At 57.1% G+C, this 1,134-nt stretch carries 1 protein-coding gene; it reads right to left on the bottom strand.

Annotation, left to right across the window (positions count from 1 at the left end):
- Positions 1-1,134 (bottom strand): elongation factor Tu (tuf, locus tag C1949_RS19210; protein ID WP_104739966.1); only part of this gene is annotated, 1,134 nt, incomplete at both ends.

Below are 1,134 nucleotides of genomic sequence, written 5' to 3'. Positions count from 1 at the left end.
ACACCGGCACCAACGGTACGACCGCCTTCACGGATCGCAAAGCGCAGACCGTCTTCCATCGCAATCGGCGCGATCAGAGTGACGTCCAGCTTGACGTTGTCGCCAGGCATTACCATTTCAACGCCTTCCGGCAGCTCGCAAGAACCAGTCACGTCAGTAGTACGGAAGTAGAACTGCGGACGATAGCCCTTGAAGAACGGAGTGTGACGACCACCTTCATCTTTACCCAGCACGTACACTTCAGCTTCGAAGCGAGTGTGCGGAGTGATGGTGCCCGGCTTGGCCAGAACCTGACCACGCTCAACGTCTTCACGCTTGGTACCACGCAGCAGAACACCAACGTTCTCACCAGCACGACCTTCGTCCAGCAGCTTGCGGAACATCTCAACGCCAGTACAGGTGGTCTTGGTGGTTGCCTTGATACCAACGATCTCGACTTCTTCACCAACCTTGATGATGCCACGCTCAACACGACCGGTTACTACAGTACCGCGACCGGAAATGGAGAATACGTCTTCGATCGGCATCAGGAACGGCTTGTCGATCGCACGCTCCGGCTCAGGGATGTAGGCATCCAGAGTCTCAACCAGCTTGCGAACGGCAGAAGTACCGATCTCGTTGTCGTCTTTACCTTCCAGCGCCATCAGAGCAGAACCGATGATGATCGGAGTGTCGTCGCCCGGGAAGTCGTAAGTGCTCAGCAGGTCGCGAACTTCCATCTCGACCAGCTCCAGCAGCTCTTCGTCGTCAACCATGTCGGCCTTGTTCAGGAACACGACAATGTAGGGAACGCCTACCTGACGGGACAGCAGGATGTGCTCGCGAGTCTGCGGCATCGGGCCGTCAGCAGCGGAACAGACCAGGATCGCACCGTCCATCTGAGCAGCACCGGTGATCATGTTCTTCACATAGTCAGCGTGACCAGGGCAGTCAACGTGCGCGTAGTGACGAGTCGGAGAATCGTACTCTACGTGCGAGGTGTTGATGGTGATACCACGAGCCTTCTCTTCCGGCGCGTTGTCGATCTGGTCGAACGCACGGGCAGCGCCGCCGTAAGACTCTGCACAAACGCGAGTCAGAGCTGCAGTCAGAGTAGTCTTGCCATGGTCAACGTGACCGATGGTGCCTACGTTC

Source organism: Halopseudomonas oceani (assembly GCF_002903165.1).
GTDB lineage: Bacteria > Pseudomonadota > Gammaproteobacteria > Pseudomonadales > Pseudomonadaceae > Halopseudomonas > Halopseudomonas oceani.
The sequence above is the reverse complement of the archived record's forward strand: the minus strand, read 5'-3'. Positions and strand labels throughout refer to the sequence as shown.